This is a genomic window from Azospirillum oryzae (assembly GCF_008364795.1).
Classification (GTDB): Bacteria; Pseudomonadota; Alphaproteobacteria; order Azospirillales; family Azospirillaceae; genus Azospirillum; species Azospirillum oryzae.
Genome location: NZ_VTTM01000019.1, coordinates 30432 through 48659, shown reverse-complemented (window position 1 = coordinate 48659; position 18228 = coordinate 30432). Strand labels below are relative to the sequence as shown.

The 18228-nt window shown below is 59.3% G+C and carries 21 protein-coding genes; 6 read left to right on the top strand and 15 right to left on the bottom strand.

The features are described from left to right. Positions 1-235: 235 nt before the first annotated feature. Positions 236-484: a hypothetical protein gene (locus FZ938_RS29570; RefSeq protein WP_149201747.1), complete on the top strand. Its 249-nt coding sequence runs from the start codon at positions 236-238 to the stop codon at positions 482-484. 469 nt (positions 485-953) lie between these two features. Here FZ938_RS29570 and FZ938_RS29565 read toward each other — a convergent pair whose 3' ends face one another. The 5 genes from FZ938_RS29565 to FZ938_RS29545 form a co-directional block, all read right to left on the bottom strand. After that, entirely contained in the window at positions 954-1178 is a 225-nt protein-coding gene (locus FZ938_RS29565) for a hypothetical protein (protein WP_149201746.1), read from the bottom strand. Between the two features lie 527 nt (positions 1179-1705). Continuing rightward, a complete protein-coding gene (locus FZ938_RS29560) occupies positions 1706-2803 on the bottom strand; it encodes an HNH endonuclease (RefSeq protein WP_149201745.1) in 1098 nt (365 codons plus the stop codon). 13 nt (positions 2804-2816) lie between these two features. Continuing rightward, positions 2817-3170, bottom strand: a complete 354-nt coding sequence (locus FZ938_RS29555) for a hypothetical protein (protein WP_149201744.1) — start codon at positions 3168-3170, stop codon at positions 2817-2819. A gap of 809 nt (positions 3171-3979) precedes the next feature. Then, on the bottom strand, positions 3980-4342 hold the full coding sequence (locus tag FZ938_RS29550; protein WP_149201743.1) for an HVO_A0114 family putative DNA-binding protein: 363 nt from the start codon (positions 4340-4342) through the stop codon (positions 3980-3982). Continuing rightward, on the bottom strand, positions 4329-4625 hold the full coding sequence (locus FZ938_RS29545) for a toxin-antitoxin system TumE family protein (RefSeq protein ID WP_149201742.1): 297 nt from the start codon (positions 4623-4625) through the stop codon (positions 4329-4331). The genes FZ938_RS29550 and FZ938_RS29545 overlap by 14 nt, the downstream gene beginning before the upstream one ends. Here FZ938_RS29545 and FZ938_RS29540 point away from each other — a divergent pair. Then, positions 4624-4917: a hypothetical protein gene (locus FZ938_RS29540; protein ID WP_149201741.1), complete on the top strand. Its 294-nt coding sequence runs from the start codon at positions 4624-4626 to the stop codon at positions 4915-4917. The genes FZ938_RS29545 and FZ938_RS29540 overlap by 2 nt on opposite strands. A gap of 90 nt (positions 4918-5007) precedes the next feature. Here the strand turns inward: FZ938_RS29540 and FZ938_RS29535 are convergent, their stop codons facing one another. The 5 genes from FZ938_RS29535 to FZ938_RS29515 form a co-directional block, all read right to left on the bottom strand. Beyond that, entirely contained in the window at positions 5008-5478 is a 471-nt protein-coding gene (locus tag FZ938_RS29535; RefSeq protein ID WP_211101196.1) for a hypothetical protein, read from the bottom strand. A 152-nt stretch (positions 5479-5630) separates the two neighbouring features. Continuing rightward, on the bottom strand, positions 5631-6128 hold the full coding sequence (locus FZ938_RS29530) for a hypothetical protein (protein ID WP_149201739.1): 498 nt from the start codon (positions 6126-6128) through the stop codon (positions 5631-5633). A 13-nt stretch (positions 6129-6141) separates the two neighbouring features. Beyond that, positions 6142-6594, bottom strand: coding sequence for a hypothetical protein (locus FZ938_RS29525; protein WP_149201738.1), 453 nt, complete (start codon positions 6592-6594; stop codon positions 6142-6144). A gap of 481 nt (positions 6595-7075) precedes the next feature. Next, positions 7076-7891 carry an abortive infection family protein gene (locus FZ938_RS29520; protein ID WP_149201737.1) on the bottom strand — a complete coding sequence of 272 codons (816 nt, stop codon included), beginning with the start codon at positions 7889-7891 and terminating at the stop codon, positions 7076-7078. 11 nt (positions 7892-7902) lie between these two features. Further along, entirely contained in the window at positions 7903-8514 is a 612-nt protein-coding gene (locus FZ938_RS29515; RefSeq protein ID WP_149201736.1) for a recombinase family protein, read from the bottom strand. Positions 8515-8699: 185 nt separating this feature from the next. Between FZ938_RS29515 and FZ938_RS29510 the strand changes: the two genes are divergently transcribed. The 4 genes from FZ938_RS29510 to FZ938_RS29495 all read left to right on the top strand — a co-directional run bounded on the left by FZ938_RS29510 (position 8700) and on the right by FZ938_RS29495 (position 10616). Further along, positions 8700-8996: a hypothetical protein gene (locus FZ938_RS29510; RefSeq protein WP_149201735.1), complete on the top strand. Its 297-nt coding sequence runs from the start codon at positions 8700-8702 to the stop codon at positions 8994-8996. A gap of 44 nt (positions 8997-9040) precedes the next feature. Further along, complete coding sequence (locus tag FZ938_RS29505) at positions 9041-9385, top strand: hypothetical protein (RefSeq protein ID WP_149201734.1); 345 nt, start codon at positions 9041-9043, stop codon at positions 9383-9385. 111 nt (positions 9386-9496) lie between these two features. Then, positions 9497-10138, top strand: a complete 642-nt coding sequence (locus FZ938_RS29500) for a hypothetical protein (RefSeq protein WP_149201733.1) — start codon at positions 9497-9499, stop codon at positions 10136-10138. Between the two features lie 160 nt (positions 10139-10298). Continuing rightward, positions 10299-10616, top strand: a complete 318-nt coding sequence (locus tag FZ938_RS29495; protein WP_149201732.1) for a hypothetical protein — start codon at positions 10299-10301, stop codon at positions 10614-10616. A 95-nt stretch (positions 10617-10711) separates the two neighbouring features. On the opposite strand, the gene FZ938_RS29490 is transcribed toward FZ938_RS29495, so the two are convergent. From FZ938_RS29490 to FZ938_RS29470, 5 genes are all read right to left on the bottom strand, one after another. Next, positions 10712-12352 carry a hypothetical protein gene (locus tag FZ938_RS29490; RefSeq protein ID WP_149201731.1) on the bottom strand — a complete coding sequence of 547 codons (1641 nt, stop codon included), beginning with the start codon at positions 12350-12352 and terminating at the stop codon, positions 10712-10714. A gap of 167 nt (positions 12353-12519) precedes the next feature. After that, the gene (locus FZ938_RS29485) at positions 12520-13455 is read right to left on the bottom strand and encodes a TniQ family protein (protein WP_149201730.1); all 936 of its coding nucleotides are present in this window, start codon (positions 13453-13455) and stop codon (positions 12520-12522) included. A gap of 7 nt (positions 13456-13462) precedes the next feature. Beyond that, positions 13463-15112 carry an ATP-binding protein gene (locus FZ938_RS29480; protein ID WP_211101195.1) on the bottom strand — a complete coding sequence of 550 codons (1650 nt, stop codon included), beginning with the start codon at positions 15110-15112 and terminating at the stop codon, positions 13463-13465. Beyond that, positions 15093-17261 (bottom strand): Mu transposase C-terminal domain-containing protein, encoded by a 2169-nt coding sequence (locus FZ938_RS29475; RefSeq protein WP_149201729.1) that lies wholly within the window; start codon positions 17259-17261, stop codon positions 15093-15095. The genes FZ938_RS29480 and FZ938_RS29475 overlap by 20 nt, the downstream gene beginning before the upstream one ends. Beyond that, entirely contained in the window at positions 17258-18097 is an 840-nt protein-coding gene (locus tag FZ938_RS29470; RefSeq protein WP_149201728.1) for a TnsA endonuclease N-terminal domain-containing protein, read from the bottom strand. The genes FZ938_RS29475 and FZ938_RS29470 overlap by 4 nt, the downstream gene beginning before the upstream one ends. Positions 18098-18228: the final 131 nt, after the last annotated feature.

Genomic DNA, 18228 nt, shown 5'->3' with positions numbered 1-18228 from the left:
CCGCCCCCCTCCCACCCCGTCCGCGCCCACCGCGCGCTCGGCTCCCCCCCCCGGGCGCCGGCCGCGTTGCTGCCGGCCCCTCCCCAGCCCGGCTCCGCTACGCTCCGCCGGACTGGACAGGAGCCGCCGGGCGGTGTTTGGCTAACATAATCTCTGGTGTCCCACGTGGGGGCAGGTAATTGAGGTTCGACATCTGCCGAGCGGCGCCTGTTAGGCATTTCGGGATCATGAACGGATGATAGCCGGCGCTTCATGGGGCCTCGCTTTTTCTGCCGAAGGAGTCTACCGCGCGCATGCTCGCCATGCGCGAAAATTTTTGCTGCTGATCGGCGCCGTCGACGCGCAGGGCCTGCTGGCGGAGGGCAGCGGCCGGCGGGCCGGTTGCGCGGCCACCTCCACCGCCGCCGCGGACAACTCTGCTTGGAGATATTTTTTTATGGTTAACATTTTGGTTATAAAAGATGCGCTACGTTCTGAATGTTAACGGTTTGTTAACGACTTCGAGCGAGGAAGCTGCAATGCGCCCAAATCTGTCCGAGGTTCTGCATACCGTCCGATTGATTCTCCTAGCGCTCGTGCTCCTGATCTACGGGCCAGACGTAGCTCGAATGATCGTAACTGCACCGGCTTGTCAGGGACCGGCGATTGACAGACTAGCTGATATGACCTGATCAGAGACAATGAGTGTAAACACTAAGGATCGTCCGGCGAATGTCGCCGGACGATCGTCTTTCTTCATCCGCAAGTCCCTCCGCAGCAGTCGCATGGTTGAGTGCCCGGCGTAGCGTCAGCCAAGGGCCATTTGATCCCTTGCAAGCGCGACCTCCCACCGCCTTCGATGTTCGGGGTGCCGTGGTCGTCGGCGTAACATTTCATCTAGGAAGCCGAATTCGGACGTTGCGTACGCCTGCAAACCGTCGCTGGAGGCAGCGACGGTAACGGACCGACCCTCCTCAGATAGACTGTTGGTTCATGGTTTCGAGAAGGCGCAGCGCCTCAGCCCGCGCATCCTTGCGGCGCGGAAACTCGCCCTTGATTCCGGGGGAGCCTGATGCAGGCGTGAGCCTCAGCCTCCATGTCGTTGGTGGCATGTCATCACGCTTCTCGATCCAGCCTACCAGGATGTCGCCACGCCTGATTTGCCCTCGCTGACCAAAGGTGATCGCGTCATCGGCCATCGCGGAGGCTCCATAATTCGGGGGCTCGGCTCAACGCCACTCGACGTAGGTCTGCCCTTGTGCTGGGCGAAGGTTAGCTCCAAGTCCTGGCGGCCGCAAATCTCGCAACTGAATTGGATGAAAAGGCCGTGACGACGACTGCTCGGATTTCGTGATACACCGTTAGCGCATACGTCCATTCGCGTAGCGCTACCCACAACGACCGACCGAATCACCGTGTCGGCGTCCTCGTTCCGGTCGCAAACAGTGACTGCATGGTGATGTAAGTTCTCCGAGCCGCATTTCGGGCAACGCAGAATTCCTTGTTCTATAACGATACTCATTTGGATCGCTCCTGTTAAATAAAGCTTCAGCGTTGAAATGCCGGCTCTTGCCGACCGCAGCTAAACTAATTTACATTCCGGATTATGATAAGGAAGATAATGATTAGCTATAGTACAGATATTCATTATCTCCGATTTCCTCCTTTTCTGGACTGAAATCGCGCCAAAATATTGGCACGTCGAGGGCTGCCGTCTCGGTCAGCATCACGGCCTCCGGTGCTGCCGGAGGCGAAAGCGGTCGCGGTGCTGTTGAATGTTCTCAGCGCCTGGCCGTGGCCCCCGAACTGGTTCGGTAACCGCGGCACCGTTCAGAAACTCATAACCCTGATCATCCAGATCATCGCTGACGACTATGCTACGGCCGTCAGGAGCGAAAGTAATCAGGAGCGCGTCCAACAGTCCGTGAATGTCCTTGCGAAGCAAGATGCCGTTCGTCATTCGGTTGTCGTCGATGCCGCTCTTCACACCGATGTGGGCCGCTTCTAACACCTGCGGCGTGCGGCACCCAGTAACCGCGCATTGATGGGCGTAGGCGCGTCGCACATTGACGCTGAAGCTGCGCTGCCCTGGCCTCGATGTCGTAGCCGTTACGGTTCGGACAATCCCCGCATCATCTGGGTCATCGCTCAGAGAGGATTGTGCCTCGCCAAGCGCACGCGCAGAGAGTTCCACGAAATGCAGGAGTTCTTCTCGGTTCTCGGGCATGACCAGAAAGCCGTTCGCCATCGCGAACCCCACGCACCCTTGGTCCAGCCTGCGAGCTTTGCCATCGCTTGTCTTGAATTGCCACGGCACAAACCGGCTTTGGCGCGCCTCGGCGAGCCTCGTAATCTGCCGCTCGAACCACTGCTGGCGGGGTTGGAAGTTCGGATGATCCTTTCCGAGTTTACTCACTGCCGGGGGCACTCTGCGGCCATCCGGTTGGGAGAAGGGTTCCTTTTCGTCGGAAACATCATATGTGTCCAAGACGGTGGGGATCACCTCCAGAACCAACCGGCCGGCGTCGTACTGTACGACCGTAATATCGAGCCGGCGCAGCAGCCTGGCAACCAGAGAGGTGTGCGGCCGTTCACTGGGCGGCACCTCCCGTACGGCGGGACCGAAACGCCGTTCGAATGCCACGAACGCCACCGCCTTTGCATCCAAGAGTTCGCCAGCCGCGAACAGGAAATGCGTTCGAGCGGGATAGGCAAGGCCGCTGTATCGACGCAGGAACGCATCTCGGCCAAGGTCGAGGTATTCTGCGATAACTGGCTCGATGGTGTCCTCATCCAAGCTGAGGAAGTCACGCTCACTCCACATCTTCCCTCAACCTTTAGAGTTTCCCAGCGGCAAAGTGGTCATCCAACTCGGCCGATACTTCGGAAAGCGCAACTTCCCATCTGGTTAGATCAAGCCCGAAGCGGTCCCAAAGGTACTGCCAACGCTTACCACGGCGCACATAGACATCGTCGCGGTTCTTCATATCCACTTCAAGTGCCTGGATGATCGCGAGCTTCTCCCAGGTTACTTGACCGCCAACCTTCATGGCATTTGCTTCTACTTGGCTTAGCACCGCTCTTAGCGGCTGGTAGTCGTCAGTCAATGCTGCAAGCAACCGCTTTTGGCCGTCCGTGAGCGTTCGCCAGTACCCACGACCAAGCGGATCAGTACTCTGGTCTGGTTTCACGGTACATTCCTCCATTTGTAGACCTTCTACTCAGGTCCGTTGTGCTTCGAAAAACGACGACGGCTGCCAAAAGCGGTTGGACAGTGGGCCGTTATAGGGATCGAGAATGGCACTGGACTTTGCCTCCCATACCATCCAATGCCACCACGGTTCTTGGCTTCCTTTTTTGACGCGAACACGAAGGAGGCCGTCTACACCAAGGTCACTATATGAATATTGAGATAGCCGGCGCCCTGGACCAAGATGCACGCCAAGTTCCTTAAGGGCAGCTCGAAGTTGATCATGTTTAGTAGCTCTCACCTCCTGGCCCTCAGGAAACAGTATATCCCGTGCACGCTTGTAGCTGCATTTTGCCAACATGGCGACACATGCAACCCCGCATCCTTCAGGGTCCATCTGCGCTATGCGTCGCATCGTCTTCTCTCCCTTTCGCTACACCCTTTCGACGGGTGGATTCTATCGCGCGCATTGATGGATGCGCGAAAATTTTACTGCTGATTGGTGCCGCGGAGGTCGCCCAGGTGTAGGACCGGGCGCGAGCTGGTACCGGCGGCCGACCGGCCGCCTGACCAGGGCGACGCGCAGCGCGCGGGCTGGGCCGGGCTGCTGGCGCTGCTGATCGGCGCCGCGGGCGTCGCCATGGTCGCTCTGTACCTAGACACAGTTGATGCTGCAGCTATTTTGAAAATGTCTTGTATACTATATATAACAGGCCCACAGCCACTACGGGAATTCCCGCATACAATAGATAGGAGCGGATTAGTATATCAACAGTATCTGAGTCCATTTATTACTCCTTTTCTGGACATTCAGGCTGCGAAGCGGATCGACGAGGCTATCTCGTCGACGGGCATGGTTAGCCTACCGTCGGCGCCGCGCTCGATCAGTCCCAGTTCTTCGAGCGCGGTAACATCCTCGTGGACCCGCTTGACGTCCCTCCCGAGATCACGCGCGAGCGCCCGAATACCGTCCGCAGGAGCACGCCGTAGGTGCCGCAGCAACTCGTAGCGCTTGGGCGTCAGAACGGCGCATAGGGCCTCCCAGCTTGCGAAGTAGAGGCGATCGGTGGCCGCGGCGGGATGGCCCGCTTCAGCCGCCTTCCAAGCAGCGGCAACCTCAGCGGCCGCTTGGTCCAGGGCGTCAGTATCGACGCGGATGTCACGTTCGATCATGGTCGGTCCTCCATTGCCTCACCGCCGCCACGAAATCGGCGAGCAGCCGGTCGACGTTGACAAACTCGTAGGGATGCTCGGCGTCGTCCTGATGCCGATGGTCACCCTTGCCGCGTTCGTTGTCGAACCCCAGCACCCGCCGCCCGTCAACGATATAGACCAGACGGTACTTGAATCCGTGGGTGGTTGGCGGAACGGGCTCGGGCACCCGCCACACCACCATTTCGGCGAAGTCGCGGTTGCCGTAAGCGACGCGGCGGCGGATGACGAGTTCGGCATTCATGTTGGCATTCTACGCCAACGACCTGTTGGCAGCAAGCGCCATCACCTGTGAAATTCGTTCAGGTGTCCGACAACGGGACAGCAGGATCAGCGGTGGCTTCAGTGGTAACCAGCAACGGGTCGACGAGCCGACTGGCGACCCGCTCCAGGTGCAGCCAGTAGGGCGCACCGGCCTTATCGACCTGCCCGTGGTGGAGGGTCTTGGCATAATCCAGCGTCTCTCGAAACCAGATCGCATCCTGAATTGTTCTCGCTCCTTGCTGAGCCCATCATTCAAAGGAGGTAAGCAATAACCTTCCGGAACTCGCATGGCCGGTATCCTAAATCAGGACGCTGATATATTACCTATTAAGATGGTATTTATCGCTTTCATAAAATCGGACTCACCCCAAATTATGCCGATTACGATCAAGCAGCCCCCAGAACTCCTCATTGTTCCTAACCATAAAACGTATCGCACCTGCCTGTACGAGAATTTGCCGCAGTCTGTCATCCTCGAAACCGCCAAGCTTTGCTTTGATAGCTGAGAACGAACGTTGCTCCCATTGAGGATGCATTAAAAGCTCATGGGCCACCCGTTCAGCAGCAAACAGAGCTTTGTTCTCTAGAAAAGCCTTCTGTTCTGCCAATTCACGATCAAGCTGGGCTTTTAAAGTGGCAAGTCGCTCATCAACGACAGCGCGTCGCGCACCAAGATTTTGATCAATTTCTCCTTTGAGGCGAGCAAGCTTTTCATCAACCATCGCACGACGATTATTTAACCATACTGTTACCATGGCTGTCAGGGCTGCGGTTACTATTGAAACAGCGCCCGTGATCATCGCACTGACAGCTTGCGCGGAGCTAAAATCCATCATGCCTCCTGAATGGAAGTGATTAGCTGTTTGCAATGCCTGCTCACATCCTTAAAAATACTGAAACGAAAATGCCTTGCAGGACATACGCGACGCTGTATTATACATAGTGCACCGTAGTTTTTTTGATTCACTCCTCCTTTAATAGACGCTTACGGGCCCGCAACAGCCGGGATCGGCACAGCAACTCCGATCTTGTTGAGAATGCGGTCCCAACGATTCTCATGAGGTGTCATCAACCTGATGCGTTCTTGCGGCAGTCGAGCCGGAGCACCTCTGGGGGTCATAGAATAGCTTCCGTCATTGAGCCAACTTGGCGAACCGACTGAACCCCCGAGGGCGGCCTCAACATCAGCCAAGCACCCGAACACGAAAAATCGTGGTGTTGCTGTCATGGCATACCACACCAGAACCAATGAAATTTCAGGCGTGTCGAATAGGTCCCGCTGGAACTGATACCGTTGACCCGTCGACCCTTTCACTTGAACTGGTGCCAATGCAACCTGAGCATCATCAACATTGAACGCAATCAGGTCGATGCGGTCGCTGTCGATAACCGGGCGAGCAACGTTGACGCTAAATGACAGCAATCGCGTTGTCACTAACGCTTCTGCAGATGCCCCAGTTACTGCGTTTGGATCGAGCGGCATGATTCTTGGCTAATTAGAATAGGTTCTTAGCAGTTCGGCAGGTCCCGAAGGACGTTTGAAATCGTTGTTGTGGTTTCCCGTCAAACATATAGTTAGGGTCATAAAATTTTGAACCGGTTGTATCTTTGCCATCGGCATAAGTTAAGCCAACCTCGAAGCGAGAAGTGTTACGGTTTATCCGCACGTGCATTATGACCCCTCTTGTTTCATTTTCCGGGCTTACAATCACTCTTTTCCCAGACACCTCTGTGTCTGAAACTTCGACCTCTGCGAAGCGATTTCCATGGCTATCGGTGAGCAACTTGTTCTTCGGCTGGAAGGTGAAGCCATAGGTCCCCGATGTTTGGTCAACACTACTTCCCGAAAAGGTAGCATCACAAATAATAGAAATGTTCTGTGCAAACGCATCTTGCGCAAACAACATCACCATGGCGACGGTAATTATCTTTGGAATGCCGCTTCTCATTTTACCAATTGCCCTTCTTTGTACAATGGTTCTTATTCGGGATAAGTGATTTCGTGGATAATGGGTTCTTCCAGGAGGGCTTGCGCCCCACCGGGCATGGCGGCGTACAGGATCGCTTTCTTCACACCGATCACCTCCGCCACCTTCGGCAGGCTGTACCCCTCCTTTGCTGGGTTTGCGATCCCTCTTTACCCGGTAATGCCGTAGATGAAATTCCAGAGCCAAGAAGTTCTGGTCTGGATGGTATCCAGGCAACCGACGCTGGTCCGTTCACACATGCCAGTCTGAAGCGCGTAACGTTGGTTTTCGAGCACTGCTACTCGGTGTGCCAGAAATGCAACCAAGACAATGAGCACGAACGCCGGTGCGTTTCTCACCGTTAAGCTCCTATCCTAGAGGTTTGACCCCAGTTTGATGAAGGGCTACAAACTGTAGGGCACATCAAACTGGGGTCAAACCTCAGCTATTTGTAGTCTCTCGACTAATCTCCGTGACGATGATGCCTCAACAACCATGCCGCCAAAATGAAGCCCGTTGCCGCCACCAGTTGCGCGTCTTCGGTTGAGATATCCGGTGCTTGGCCAAGCACCCGTCCATGTCCGGTACCACCGAGGTTGCGCAACATGCCAATCGCGCCCACTGTCTTCGAGGCGTTAGAAATGATCCCGTTGCGTAGCTTGTCCCATTCAGAGTTCGGCGGCCCTTGATTCAGCCCGAGTTGCGCAAGACACGCGCTAGTTAGGCTTGGAAACTCATGTCTGGAAGGATTCGGATCACCGCGCTCTGCGAGAATGGTACGCATCACCGCCTCAAGCATGTCTTTGGTCGATCCAACAGCCTGAGCGGGATCGTTTGGCAACGCGTCGCTGATGCGGCGCTTGTAGACGTCGATGTCCAGTCCACTCGACGCGGTTGTGAGTTCGTCGAGCCCATGAGCCAACGCATCAACCAGTGGATCGGGTTGTCCTTTCCATAGTTCAAGCAGGTCGTCCGCGTTGGAGTGGAACCATGCCGCAATTTTCGGAAGAGCGAGAATCTCGCCGACACGACTGGCACGTTTGAAGAAAATCACGTCCACCAGATCGAGAACATGACCATCATAGTCCGGGTCCCCCCACTGGCAGCTCCGAAGGAAGCGTGGGTGTTCACGGATCTCCTCTTCAAGATCCATTACAAGCGCTAACTCCTTCCAATCAGATTCGTTAAAGCGCGCGACGAACGCTTGTTTCAGGGCGATCTTCAGGCGCTTGATGAGATCAGGATCGTCACTGACGTGCTCCGGCAATCCTCTCGACATACGATTTCTCCTTAAGCAGATTGCTTCTTCCGGCGTCCCCGCGGAGCGCCGCGGTCACCGAACGCCTTGCGCATGGTGTTGCGGGCCATGCCCCATTTCTTCTCCAGCGCCGTCTGCGACAGGCTTAGGCGCTCTAGCCAATCGCACCGCAGCTCATCGCGCTTGTCGGCCGGAAGCTGGTCAATCTTCGACACGGGGCCGCTCTTAACCGACCCGGCTTTGCGGCGCTCATCCAGTTCCTTCCGGGCCGGAGCGGTGCGCTGCCCCTTCAGCCGCTTCGCCGCCGCCGCAACGGCCGTGAGCACATCCGGGGTTGGCGTCTCCGGCCCCAACTCCTGCCCCGCCGTGGCATCGTAGACGGCGGCGCCCTTACCGATCACCCGCGCCACCGCGGCGGCGATGTCTTCATGCGACAGGCCGATGCGGTCGAGCGACGCCACGACCATGCGAGCGCCGGCACGCACGTCCGCGATGCAGTGCTCACGCTGGTCGAGATCGCTGACTTTGAGCCGCTTGGCTCTGCGGCCGGCAGCGTGAAGTCGGTCAATGTAGACCGGCGCGTGCTGGCCATCCACAGGAACGCCAGCACCGGCAAGCGCGCATTGCTGGTCGGCCACTGTCATCCCAGTGCGATCCTGGCGAATATACCCTCGGTCCATTTTTATTGTTCATGGTTCTGAGTGCGCTTGAATCGTCGCACATAACAGTGCATATTTACAAGCGAGAAAAGGCGGTGCGCCACATCAACCAGCAGGACACTGGTGCAGGCGCCGACATACCCCCCGCCAGCTGCACGAGGATCCGCACCATGGCACGCATCATCGGCCGCATCGGTGACATGAACGCAGAACGCGCCCTGGTGCTGACACGCCATGACGACGGCGACGTCATCCTGTCCATCGGCGCCGCTCCGCGTGGGATGCCCTACCACCTGCACAGCCACCACACGACGCCCGGATGGGAGGACGACACTGCCTCCGTCGAGTTCTGTTCGCTGGCCGGCGGCGGCGGGCGCTCTCCGGCAGTGATGAAGGCGTTACGCGACCTCTGGGACGCGATTGAGGCCGACAACGCCACGCGCCCCGACCTCGCCATCCAGCAGTAATCCAGAAAGCCCCCAATCATAAGACTATTAAACGGAGTATGAAAATGTCGGGCAACGACTACGCGCTGGGGAACTTGGCAGAGGAAATTCTTGGGATTCCCACGACTTATCTCGTCACCTATCGGCTTGCGGACACGACTACGGCCAACGGAAGCCGTGATGATCGGTATGAGGCTGTCGTGGCCAAACTGAGAGATTTTGAAGGAGCCGAGCCAAATAGCTATTTCGAGGACGCAGGGCACACCTCTACCTCCTCTTGGATGATCAAGACAACCACGAGCGCGAAGACATTGCTCAACCACCTCCAAACCCATCTCACGCCGGGTGTGGACTTGCTGGAGGTGGTTGAGGTCAATCTTAATAACCGTGCTCGGATGACACGGGCCTGATCATCCAGAAAATCCCCAATAACAACAGCAATGAGATGGCTCACTCTTCAGACGTGCAACACATTGGCCATACCCTGTAGTCGGTGGTCGCTAATTCTCGGAGTGCTCTAAGTGTTCGACGTCAGCAATCTTGTCCGAGATCTCAGCCAAGCGGATAAGCGCGACCAGCTGAATAAGTTGGGAGATCAACTCGTTCCTGGGGCCTCTCTGGACCATCATCAACGACTGGCGGTCCAGGCATACGGCGCATCCAGCACCAGCATGATCGCGACGCTGCATCGACGTCATGCGAAGACGCCTGAACCCGATGATGCCAACGAGATGCCGCACATCCGGTGCCTTCAGTCTGCTTGCGTTGTTCAGTGCACGACGGATGACGCGATTCTATGGCGCGGATGGGGGCGGCGCGACGCTCAGGTTCGCAATCTGCAGGTGGGCGCTGTGCTGAACGTCCCCTGCTTCTTGTCGACCAGCATGTGCGCCGTGGAGGCCGGACGGTTCGTCTACCCATCAACGTTCCGGATTCCTCGGTTCGCCCCGCTGTTGACCAGGATCACGGTGCCCGTTGGCTCACCAGCGCGTCACTTGCCAGGTCGTGAAGGCGAGATCCTGTTCCCTGCGCACTCGTCGCTGAAACTCACAGCAGTTATCGCAGATCAGATCAACACGGCGGAGGGGCTAGAGTCGGGGTTTATCTACGAGATGGAATACCAACAGCCCCCCACGCGATATTTGGACTGCAACAATCTCTGACCTGGGCTACGTTGAATATTGCTGATCACGTTGTTCGGTGTGCTGAGGCGCCTCAGATCCGCGCGCAACGGGGATTGGTCCTGCTTCAAATGCCGAGCTGCTGCTTGGGAACGATCTGAACATCTGGAACCCCCCATCCACCAGACGAGAAGCTTCGACCATGCTACGCTATCCCGCTGTTTCCCTCATCGCGCTCCTGATGGCCTCCCCGGCCGTCGCCGACACGTCGGTTCCGTTCGGTACCACCGTCACGCCCGGTATCGTTGTCGCCATGTCCTCCGGCACTGCCGAAGCCTTGGCCGCGTGGAAAGCGGACCCGACCGGCTGTCTTTCATCGTCCCGCTTTCATCCGAACGGCGGCGTCGTGAAGCTCGACTTCGTCCTCACGTCAGGCGCCAATGCCGGTCTGCCGCTCTTTCAGCAGTGCCACAACGGCACCTGGGGCGAGCCCTTCACCACTGCCGAACTGCCGAACTGATCGTCACGACGCTGAGGCATTGGGAGCCCGCTTCGCCTCAGCGTCGAACATCCACAAATGGCCTATATTTTCATGGCGGTCACGGGCGCACGAAATTACTCCCGAGCAATCAGACCAAGCTTTATGCCGAGCTTCGTAGCCCATACCGATAAATAGTCCTCGTCCTCGAATCGGTCACGGCAACGAAGGACCCTAGGCAAACGTCTCACCGCGACCAAATCACTCCAATCCGTCACTCTACCCATGTCCCAATGCCCGCCATTGTCTACCAACCCATTCAAGAGCGCAGCAAGGTGTACTTCCATCTCTTGAAAGGAGCAGGGGCGGCGGTAGGTCAAGGCGAGGCTTGACAGGGCATGCTCGCCGGAGTGATCGACGGTCATCAGCACCAGCGGAACCCCGGCCTTCGGTGTGAAGAGCGCGATCAGGCAGGAGCGGCGGTACCGACCAGTTAGGGAAAACGCCCTGCCCGGCTTCAGGAGGCACAGTGAACTGGCGACGTGTACGGTCGGCAACGCGTCCGCCATCAGCCGGATCACCGTCATCATCGGTTCCAGCTCCCCTACCTCGTCCGGTCCGGCGGGCTCCAGCAGATGAAATTCGATCGGTGGAAGAGCGTCGGAAGAATCCTCCTCGGCGACGCTGACAGTGATACGGAACCGGCGCGGATGTCCTCGGTCGCGCGACGGCCGGAATGGCGCCCGCTCAACCGTTTCGTCCGAAGCATCGGAAGTCGGGCGTGCCTCAAGCACTACACGGTGGATAGGAATCAGGCGGTCGAAAGTCCCAAACTTGGCCGGAACATGGAGCGCAGTCTGACGGACATTGGTTCGGCTTCCGGCGGCCGTGATGTCGATTTCCGGATGATGGGCATTCATGGGCTCCGCCGTTGTAGCGTCCTCGTCCTGATGGTGTGACTTGGTGCCGGCCGGGCGGAACAGTTTGGTTTTCCGGATGGTGGGGTGCGAATAGCGAAGCACATCACAAGGAAAGCGCTTGCCGGTCATCGACAGGATCTCAAGGACCAGAATCGTCCCCTCGCATTCAATGGCACGTATCATCCAGCGGGAGTCAAGCAGGCGGGGCGGGGTGATGCTCACGTATTGCTGCCCAGCCGTCCGGTCACAGACGCTGTCCCAAGAACGGCGGCCTTCCGGATCGACGGCAATCCAGGCGAACTCGCTCACAAAGGCCTCGGACAGGCAGGAGCGAGGCATTCTCTTGGTAAAGCGCAGATGAAGGTCCGATTGAAAGCCGGGTTCTTCGGGGTAATAAAACTCCATGATTCCGCCCGGACACATCAGGGCGTTGGCCATAGTCTTGTTGTGCAGGAACAGGTAGCGGACCATCTCAATGGTTGGCACTAGGATTACCCGTTCGCCCTGCCGGTAGCGCAGCAAACGCTGAATGCCGCGGCGGCGCCCGCCGAAGGAATAGACCTCGGATGGAATTGCGGCTGTCGTTACCTCCTCCCCAGTCCCGACATCGTCAATCCTTAACGGCATGGTATGACCAAAGCGCGGAACGGTAGAGCGATAGCCTCCGATAAAGGCGTGGCCAGGTGCAAGTAATGGCAGAAAACCGATCGGCAACCACCATTTCTTCAAGGCGCCAGTACCAATGTCGCTGGTGACGGCGCAGACCTGCCATTTGTGATCCACAGTCTCTCGGAATCCGGCCAGCCAGTAAATTTCCAGGTCGACTGGATGCTCGAGAAACTGCACTACTAGAGTCATGATTTCGTCCGCGTTCGACCCAGTCCACCCATCTGCTGAGCATCGGCAACGTCAGCCACTTCGATAGAGGGAAAATCATCTGACTGCTGCATTTTTCACAAGCTTCTCTGTACTTCCCGGCTCCGGCACCCCCACCTTTCGGTTCGGGCGTCATCACGTGCGTTCGCTTACCCTCCGCGAGGCATCGTGGGAGCATTCGACCGGGCCAGGACAGGAAGGGTTTCGAGCAGCAGATCGAACAGAATATGTTGCAAGGGGTGGATCGGCGGACTTGCGAGATTCGTCATCGCTCGCAGCCAGCTGGTGCTCCCCGCCTCCGGCAGCACCGACCGGATCGGACCTACGAACCCGACGTAGGCCTCACACAGCATCCGATGATCCACCCGTGTCGGCCCCTTGGTCAGTCCCCGTGCGGCCAAGGCGTCGAGGCGGGTCGACGCTGTCGTCTCCGCCGGCAGTGCCGACAGCACCCGGTGAGAGCGACGGGCGATGTCCAAGAGCAAGGCGGCGCACGGACGGTGCCGCGCCCAGGCCGGAATGGGCGTTTCAGTGAGGTCAGACATCGCTGCCGCCGGGATCAGGCCCTGGACATCGGCTAGCCGACCCGCTGCATCGGCAATGGATAACGGAATGGCATGCTCCGGGCAGACCATCACGCCGGGCAACTGATGCGCCCGTCGCCAATAAGGTTCGCCGAACCGTTCGACATCCTCCGCCAGGCACACCACGCAAGCACGCAGGACGGCTGGAAAATGGGCGGGGTTGGCGGCGATGTCCCAACCTGCGTCGACGCGCTCGGCGGCGGGATGGATCATTCCCCTCAATATGGCGTGACGCACCGGTACCGGCTCGTAGGCCACGCAGTAGGGGTAAAAGGTGTTGGAGAGCGCCAACCGCTCAGCCGTCAAGCCCCGGTCCGACGGCAGACGACGGGCGAGGTCCCCAAGGCATCCAACCGAGACCGGCGTCAGGCGCACAGTCCGGCGGCCGAATAGCTCGATCAGCGTTTCCTTCACGCTGTTGGATGCGGTGTGCTGATGATAACGCGCCACCACGCTGTACAGCGTTTCGTCTGGATAGATAGCCGGGAAGTAGGCCAGCATCCCGCCCTCACGCGGCGAAATCCGCCAGCGGCGGCTTCACCACCCCGGCATCAAGGAAGATGGCGTGGGCGGAGCGCTCCTCAGTCTTCGCCCGTGCCGCGAGCGACCGCAAATCGTCGGCGTCAAGCGGCGGCGGATCGACCTTCTCTTTCCGAACGCCCCGCCGCTTCACCGGGCGCATTTCCGGTCCACGATCCTGGAGTTTGCCGGCAATCCGGCCGATCACGTCGATGGGGTTGAGACCTGGCGCTTCGGCAAGGATCTCGGACAGGATGCGCTCGGCAATGTCAGGCGCCAGCCCGAGCGTTCCCATCGCTCGCAACAGCGCCCCCCGATCCCCTTCGATCACCGGCGTTGTTGGCATTGGAGCAGCCGCACGTGATGGCACGGCTGAGGCTGCGAAAGTGGTTAACCGTGCCGTCGCGTCGCCGATTGTCTGCTGGACGAGATCGTGCAGCGGGCTGAGATCGTCGAACAGGACCAGAGCCTTGGCGTTGTTGGTCCGCAATGCCTCGATCATCGGAGCCACCAGTGCGAAGTTTTCGCTGGCGACGTGGCGAAGCAACCCAACGTCCAATTTTTCGTCACGGCCACGCATGACGCCGAGTTGCATGGCATGGACCTGGGCCAGCATGAACAGCTTCACCACCAGATCGACGATTCCTTGCGTCTCCTGGTAAAGTACATGCCGGATATCGTCAGTCAGCGGGGTGTGTTCCCGCGTCCACTGAAAACTCCACATGCGCTCGACGAAGCCGTCCCAAGCCGGGCCGGATGGCAGCCGCTCCCAAGTCAGGCTGCCCATCCCGCTGGCACGGCGCGCCTGACGGAATGCGCTTTGCAGCAGCGGAACGGCGGCCAGCGTGCCGATGATCATAACCGGGATGCCGATGGTGTTGACCAGCGTCACCAGAAAATTCAGCAGATCGTCGCGGCTCGCCCCCGGCGCCTGGCGCAAATGTTGGATTTCATCGACAACCAAGACGCCCAGCGCGTGCAATTCGACGACGTAGGCCATGCGCGCCATCATCTCGTCCACCCCGTGGCGGGTGGAGCCGTATTTACGCTGGTAACGGGTGCCGAGCAGGCGGTCCATCGCGGCGAAGAAATTGATACAGAGCTGTTTGGGTGACCCCTTGTAGGGGCAGTCCAGCTTCAACCAAACCACCTGCTTCAGGCTGAACGGCCGGGAATGCTGGATGATCTGGGGGTAGAGGGACAGCACCCGTTCGATGCCCCGGCTCTTGCCGATGCCTGAGCAGCCGACGATGGCAAAGCCGTTGGCGGTCGGCTCGATCGAGTGACGAACGACCGTGTCGAGGTCGCACTGTTCAAGACGCTCATGGGCGTTCTGCAACCGGCGGATATAGTGGCCGTTGGTCGGGTTGCGGGCGAGATAGCCCTGGCGGATCAGCATTGAGAACCGCGCCTCCAAGACCAGATGGCGGTCGAGCGGGTCGAAGTAACGCCCCAGGCGCTGAACACAATGGGCGCGCAAGTGGGCGGGAAATCGCCGCTCCGCCTTGTCGAACTGGGGCAGATCGGTCAACTGCCCCAGAGCCTCCGCCGTCGACAGGATGGGCGGCAACCGCTCGATGAACGCGTTGTCGCGGTACTCCGGCAGGGTCAATGGTTCGTCAGCGTTGTCCATCATCATCCGGCTTCCTTGTCAGCAGGGCGCGGATTTCCGCCGCAGTCGGTAGGCTGTAATTCTCGGCGGTCGGTTGCGGCACGATGGGAACCACGTTCCCGCCGGGCGGCGTCTTGGCCGGAGGTGATCCGAACCGAAAGGTTTCACGCTCCTGGTTCTCGCGGCGCTCCTGCCGGCGGTTGTCACGGATGGCCTTCAGCTTGCTTCGGTCGCTGTCCGTTCCCACCGGTGACGCAGCCTGCTTCGCCTCGGCGGTGGCGACGATGCCCTTGACCGACTGCATCAGATCGACGCGGCCTTGCAGCGCCTGAGGCTGGTGGGCGTTCTGGACCCGGCGTTCCTCCTGCCGGACTTGGTCGATCTCCCACAGGGTGCGGTCGCGGTAGGCCGCGCTGCGGTCGGTCATGACGCAGGGAATGAAGCGGATGCGACCGCCATCTATGTCGTGCAGGTAGACCTCGTTCAAACAGCGAGGATCGTAGGACACCCGCACGGTCCAGTTTCTCCGCTGGCGAGCACGCTCGAACCAATGCTCGGCCATCGCCTTGGTACAGGTATAGAAGCAGCCATAGAAGCGGATGCCATGCGGGGTGACGATGGCGTCGTCCGACGGCAGCACGCTCTGCCTGACCAGATCGGACGGATAGGCGCGCAGTTGGCCGCTCCGCCGCGCCACGCCCCACTCCCACAGCTCGATAGCGATTGCCCGGACCTCCTCGGCGATCATTTGGGCATCCCGCGGGTATCCGCGGATCAGGTGCTGCGTGTTGTAGTAGCGCACACACTGGATAATGATGGCGGTGAATTCGTCGATGTCGAGCGTGCCGTCGAGGCGGTAATCGCGGGCGCCGCGCTGCTGGAAATCCCCTTCGATGTAGCCGGGCGTATAGGCGCGGAACCGCGCCGGCAGCAGACGGAAGCGCTGTTCGACAATGCCTTTCCAATCCGCCCGATAGGGAGCGGTGTTCTCAATCTCAACGTGGAAGTTCTGGATCAGCGTCTCCACAGCGGAGCCGATCATTTCGCCGCGATCGCCCAGTAGCCGGTCGGGCATATGGTGGCAGGGCCAGTCGGCCTCGCCGATCTCGATGCCGAACGACCGACAATAGGCCACCTTGTCAGTGGCGGCGTTGGCGATCGCCATCATGGCCCCGACCCAGGACGGCCCTTCAAATCCGACGTAGAGACCGGTGATCATACGACTGAACACGTCGATGACGACGTAGAGCACCGGACGGCCAACGAGCCGCCGCCGGTTGAGCCGAGAAACGAGGTAGACGTCGGCGACCGTCGCGTCGATCTGGTAGCGGGAACCGGGGCCGAAGACTTCGCCAGTGGAGGTACTGAGCAGCGCCCGCAAATCCTTGTCGTACACCTGGGCCGTGCGCCGCTGGCGCTCGATGCGGAAGACGTCGTTGTCCTTTTCGAACCAGTAGCGGAACTGGCGCAACGTCGGCAGGTCTGCGCGAACGATGGCCTTTTGTCGACCGGTGTCCTCGTCCAGCCGAAGATCTGTGAAGTGGTCATTGATCAGCGCGTCGTAGCAGCCGGCCATGTCGAGCCGGCGGTTGACGGCAAAGTGGCGTGTCACCGTATCGCGGAACAGGCGGCGCATCTCGGCGTCCACATTGACACCAACGATACCGGTACCGCTGACGCGGCCACGCTTCTTTTCGGATGCTGCCTTGGTCTTGCCGCGTCCACCACAACGGTCGTAGTCGGGCAGAAGTGCATTGGGTGACATGCCGCGCTGCCAGAAACGTCTGAGCAGCCGATAGAGGGTGAAGCGGTTGGAGCCCGTCTGGGCGATGACCCGCCGGACCAAGAGCGCCCGCCGACCGGAGTAGAAAATGTCCGGCTGTTCGGCGAGGAGCGGACGGATCAGGGTCCAGGCGGCCTCACGGCGAGCCCGATGACTTTCGGGGATCGTGGGTTCAGCCAGCGGAGCCAGCCAAGGATCGTCGGTGATATCGGCCAGAAGAGCGTCAGATCGCAGTCGGTCGATTTCCTCCGAAGACCGAAACACCGGCATCGCCGCATCGACGGCGATATCAATCAGGAAGCCGCCCCGACCGAGAGGGTCAAGCCAAAGCACCCGTTCAATGCGGGATTCCGCGACGAACGACAATAGCGCGTTGACGCGGAGGACGGTCATGCCGATTGCCTCCCCTGATGACCGGACGAGGCCGGCCGCAGCCATGTCAGCGGAGCGTCGTAGTCCAAGGTCTGCGTCAGGTCGCAGACCACAACCCGCGTAACAATGAGGTGGCGGATCAGCATCAGGGCGGTTGCCGGCGGCATGCCCAGCCGAAGGTCCATCTCGGCGCAAAACTGGTGGAGCGTCAGGTGGGTGCACATCGGCACCTCCCGGGCGATCAGCGCAGCCTTCTCAGCGTAATAGCCAGGATAAGGTTGCGCCAAGTCGGCGACTGAGGCGCAGTTATGGATGCGTCCGATGTTCTCGGCATAAGTCGCAGGAATGTCGGCGTCGGTGACGATGCCCCAATCGACACCCTGTTCGCCCCAATAGCGGCGCTCGATCTCCTGCTTTTCAATGACCCGGTCGTCCTCGAGCTTGTCAGCCGGTTTCACCGAACGCGCGATCAAGACGCGTCGCCCCTCACGCATCACATCGCACAGGAAATCAGTCGTCATGACCAGCGGGGTGCGGGTCGCAGTGTCACGGGGATGCTGGACGCCGATCCGCTCGGCAATGGCCTGGGTTGCAGCGCGGTCAAGGGGGAACTGCTCGCGGATATCGATCACTGAGGAGGACCAGTCGAGGATGTAGAAGAGGTCGCATTCTATGTCGGACAGCAGATGATGGACGCGGCCAGTCTTCAGGCCATGAGGGCGGTGCGTGCGACCGCTCGACGGCACGTCCTGGACCGTGAGCCACGGTTTGTAATCCGCGCCGGCCCCGGTGCCGCGTCCCTCCGCATGGAAGCGGGCGATCCTGCCCTCGTCGAAGCTGTACCGGCGGCGCCCCATGCTATCCCCTCGGAAGCGGACTACCTCTTTCGATAGTACGCGGATTCCGAGCGAGCGCAAGCTCAGCTAGGAGCAGATATTTTTGTCCATGTGCAAACTATTTTGTCCATGTGCAAACATTTTTGTCGTCT